The sequence below is a fragment of the Mesorhizobium sp. M2A.F.Ca.ET.039.01.1.1 genome (genome assembly GCF_003998035.1).
In the GTDB taxonomy this organism is placed as follows: Bacteria; Pseudomonadota; Alphaproteobacteria; order Rhizobiales; family Rhizobiaceae; genus Mesorhizobium.
This window is the reverse complement of record NZ_RZRY01000621.1, coordinates 1-3,749: the sequence shown is the minus strand read 5'-3', so window position 1 is coordinate 3,749 and position 3,749 is coordinate 1. Positions and strand designations below refer to the sequence as shown.

The 3,749-nt window shown below is 62.3% G+C and carries 4 protein-coding genes; 2 read left to right on the top strand and 2 right to left on the bottom strand.

Features of this window, described 5'->3' with window-relative positions:
- Together bmt and EOA24_RS30580 are read right to left on the bottom strand one after the other, a co-directional pair.
- Nucleotides 1–799 (bottom strand): betaine--homocysteine S-methyltransferase (bmt, locus tag EOA24_RS30585; RefSeq protein WP_127410415.1); only part of this gene is annotated, 799 nt, incomplete at its 3' end.
- Nucleotides 800–966: 167 nt separating this feature from the next.
- Nucleotides 967–1,824, bottom strand: coding sequence for a helix-turn-helix transcriptional regulator (locus EOA24_RS30580; RefSeq protein WP_126082186.1), 858 nt, complete (start codon nucleotides 1,822–1,824; stop codon nucleotides 967–969).
- Between the two features lie 249 nt (nucleotides 1,825–2,073).
- On the opposite strand from EOA24_RS30580, the gene EOA24_RS30575 reads away from it, so the two are divergent.
- Together EOA24_RS30575 and EOA24_RS30570 are read left to right on the top strand one after the other, a co-directional pair.
- Nucleotides 2,074–3,075, top strand: coding sequence for a fatty acid desaturase (locus tag EOA24_RS30575; protein ID WP_126082187.1), 1,002 nt, complete (start codon nucleotides 2,074–2,076; stop codon nucleotides 3,073–3,075).
- A gap of 77 nt (nucleotides 3,076–3,152) precedes the next feature.
- On the top strand, nucleotides 3,153–3,749 hold a 597-nt coding region (locus tag EOA24_RS30570), incomplete at its 3' end, for a phosphate ABC transporter substrate-binding protein (RefSeq protein WP_127410414.1).

Here is a 3,749-nt window from a genome sequence, read left to right as displayed (position 1 = left end):
GCACATAATCGGACATCAGCTCCGGCGTGCCTGAATAGTGAATTTCACTGCCGCGGAATTCCGGAATGCCGCAATTGCCCTTGACGATCACGGTCGCCTCCGGCTTCGCCTCGGTCATGTCGAGCAGCGAAGCGAGGATATCGGAAGCGCCGACGCCGCAATTGGCGCCGACACCGAGCGGGGCCTGCGACAGGCCGTCGGCAACGGCGTGGATGTCCTTCGGCAGCAGGCCCATCATGGTGCGGCCGGCGGTGTCGAAGGAACCAGTATAGGTATAGGGCAGGCCGACGCGGATGGCGGCTTCGGCCGCGGCGCGGATCTCGTCGGGCGCCGACATGGTCTCGACCCAGGCGACTTCGGCGCCGCCGGCCTTGAGACCCTCGATCTGCTCGGCGAAGGCATCGACGGCATCGTCATAGGTCAGGGCGCCGAGCGGCACCAGCAACTCGCCGGTCTGGCCGACGGAGCCGGCGACGATCACCTTGCGGCCGGCCTTGTCGGCGACGGAGCGGGCGATCTCAGCGGCGCGCTTGTTCAACTCGTGCACGCGGTCCTGCGCATGATGCAGCTTGAGCCGGTGGCGGGTGCCGCCGAAGGAGTTGGTCAGGATGATGTCGGCGCCGGCATCGACGAAGTTCTGATGCAGGCTGGCAATCGTCTCGGGCGAAGTTTCATTAAGCAACTCGGGCGCTTCGCCGGCCTCGAGACCCATGGCGAACAGATTGGTGCCGGTGGCGCCGTCGGCCAGGAGCACGCCCTTTTCGGCCAGCAATGCGTCAATCGGGTTGGTCGCGGTCATGGCTTTTGCTTTCGTGTTCGAATTCAAATAACGATATAAAGAAGTCTTTATGTCCAGTCAACGCGTTTGCGGCTGAGAAGACCTTATAGGCCGGATTGATCTCGGCATCGATTTCGATGCAGGCCTCACCATTGGTTGGATGGTGGTCGACCGGGCAGGGCAAGCGCTCAGAAGGAGCCCGACGGGAAGGACGTCGCGGCCAGCCTCTGCGCGAAGCTCGCCGCCTCATGCGCATTGATGTCGGCGGCGCGGATCAGATTGTCGAAATGGCTGGTGAGGGTGCGGATCGGCTGGGTCGCGTTCAACACCAGATACATGTCGCCGACATAGATAGCGGCGCGGTAGGGGCCGAAGATCGTGTAGGGGATCGAATAGCGCATGCGTCCGTCATAGAGGAACAGGCGGAAGGTCGGGTAAAGGTCGTCGAGGAGGGCTGCCATGTGCAGCAATTGCTTGCGCCTTTCGGCTTCGGGAAAACGATCCCAGACGCCGAGGCCGCGCGCGAAGATCTCCAGCGTGTGGCGCGGCATGCAGACCTCCATGTCGGTCTCCGGCCGCCTTGTATAGTCGATGCGGTATTGCGTTTCGCCGGCCTGCGCCTCGCGGCTCTTGTTGGTGATCCCGGCCTCATATTCGATCAGCGCCTCGGTGCGCAGAAGGTCAGGGATGCCTGCCGGCACGTAGCGGATTTTCGTGCCTGCCGCCTCGGCGTGCCACTTGGCGAGCAGCGTGCGGTCAAAACCGTCCGGCGCCTCCTCGATCTCCAGGCTCTCTCTAATCTCGCCGGTGACGCCCTCGTCGTGGGAGAGGCCCAGCAGCCAGTCGAGCGACACTTTGAACTCGGCCGCGATGTTGAGAAGCGTCTCGGCACGGGGCAGGCGGGTCGAGGCGCCTGACAGGAGCTGCGACAATGCCGAGCGGTCGATGCCGACCGCTGCCGCGAAGGCCGATTGGTTGAGGTCGGATCGTGTCAAGAGCATTTTCAACCGCTCCCGGAAGAGAGTCGACAGATCGCGCTTGTCCATCACGCTGCTCCTGCTTCGGAGAGGAAAAATTTGCGCCGGGAGCGTCTTGAACATGGCTCAGGCGGAAATGAATCCTCGTATTTGTTTACAATGTATAACATATGCGGCTGAAAATGCGCACTCGCAACAGTTTGTTCGCTTTGTCGCGTTGCGGCAACGATAGGCTCCTGACACAATGCTGTCAGGAATCGGGTTGGTTCCGGCGACTGGAAGGCAGTGGTCGATAGCATGGCAAGCACGAATACCGGCATGAACAAGAGACGCAAAAACGCACCGGCAATCGAATGGCCGACAGTCTGCCTCATTCTCTTCTGCTACGGTGCGTGGTTCGCAATAGGCTTCCTGCTGTGGCCATCTTATCCGCTTTTGGCGCTTGCCATCCTGCCCTTTATCCTGGCTCTGCAATCCTCGCTGATGCATGAGGTGTCGCACGGCCATCCGACCCGCAACGCCAGGATCAATGAAGCCTTCGTCTTTTTGCCGATCGGCACGGTCTGGCCGTTCCGCCGCTTCAAGACCATCCACCTTCGTCATCACGCGGACGAGCGGCTGACCGATCCGCTCGACGATCCGGAGAGCTATTACCAGGCGCTCTGGATGCACGAGGAACTGCCGCCGACAATGAAGCTTCTGCTCAAGATCAACAACACGATGGTCGGCCGCTTCATTCTCGGACCGTTGCTGTCCTCGGTCGGCTTCTTCATCGACGACGCCAAGCAGATCCTTGCCGGCGACAAGGTGATCCGCAAGGCTTGGCTGCTGCATGCCATCGGTCTCGCGGTTGCGGTGCCGATCGTCACGTTTGGCTTCGGCATTCCTCTCTGGCTCTATATCCTGGTGCCGGTGTGGTTCGGCCAGTCGCTGATCTCGATCCGCACCTATGCGGAGCACCAGTGGTCGGAGCATCCGGAGGGGCGCACGGTGATCGTCGAGCGTTCGCCGCTCTCCTTCCTGTTCCTGAACAACAATCTGCATTTCATTCATCACAAGAGCCCGACCATTGCCTGGTATAGGTTGCCAAAGCTGTTTCGCGAGCGCCGCGAAGAGTGGCTGCGGATGAACAACGGTTATGCCTATCCGAACTATTTCGCGATGCTCAAGGCCCACGCTTTCAAGGCCAAGGAGCCGGTCGTCCATCCGGTGCTGCGCCGCACGCCGGAGCCGGGCCGCGCCTTCAAGCCGCGCGTCAGGGCACGCAATGTGAGCGGGCTTGGCACGGCGCCTGTTCCGGCCGAGCCGCCAAAAGAGTAATCTCGACTTTCCGCGCTCGCTTTCTTCGTGGCGGAATGCAGGCGCCGAAGATCGCCTGTCCTTGAAAGCTGTTCGACATGAGCAAGTTCGTTGCGGCCCTGCCGATGTATGACTGGCCCGAAGCGCGGGGCGAGGTCGACGTGCAATGGGCGCGGCTGCGTGACGCCTTCCGGCAAAGGGGCATCGAGGCGCCGGAAACGGTCGTGCGCCGCAATGGTGATCTGCCGCCGGTGCCCGGGGGGATCCTCGACGCCGCCGGTGAGGTGATCGCGCCGGACCCGGCGACGCTGCCCCCGGACGAGTTCGATTTCCACCAGCTCTGGCTGAGCCCGGCGCTTCTGTTCGGGCAAACCTGCTGGGGGCCGATGGAACTCGGCCTTGCCCGGCATGTGCAGGTGATCGCGCAGCCGAACTACGATGCGTTCGAGGGCGGGCAGGGCGAACTTTATTCCAGCGCGCTGGTAATGGCCGCGGATGGCGGATTCTCGGTTGCCTCACCGCAGGATGGCAAGGCTGTGATCCCGCTCGATCTTCTGCGCGGCAAGCGCTTCATCTTCAACAATCCGGATTCGATGTCCGGGCTGATCGCGCTGACGCGCGACCTGGAGGCGATGGGCGAAAGCCTGGATATCTTCGCCTCGCGCGGCGAGAGCGGCGGCCACCGGTCGTCGATC

Coding starts and splice junctions, on each gene's coding strand:
- EOA24_RS30575 (WP_126082187.1), top strand. CDS start 2,074: ATGAACAAGAGACGCAAAAACGCACCGGCAATCGAATGGCCGACAGTC.
- EOA24_RS30580 (WP_126082186.1), bottom strand. CDS start 1,824: ATGGACAAGCGCGATCTGTCGACTCTCTTCCGGGAGCGGTTGAAAATG.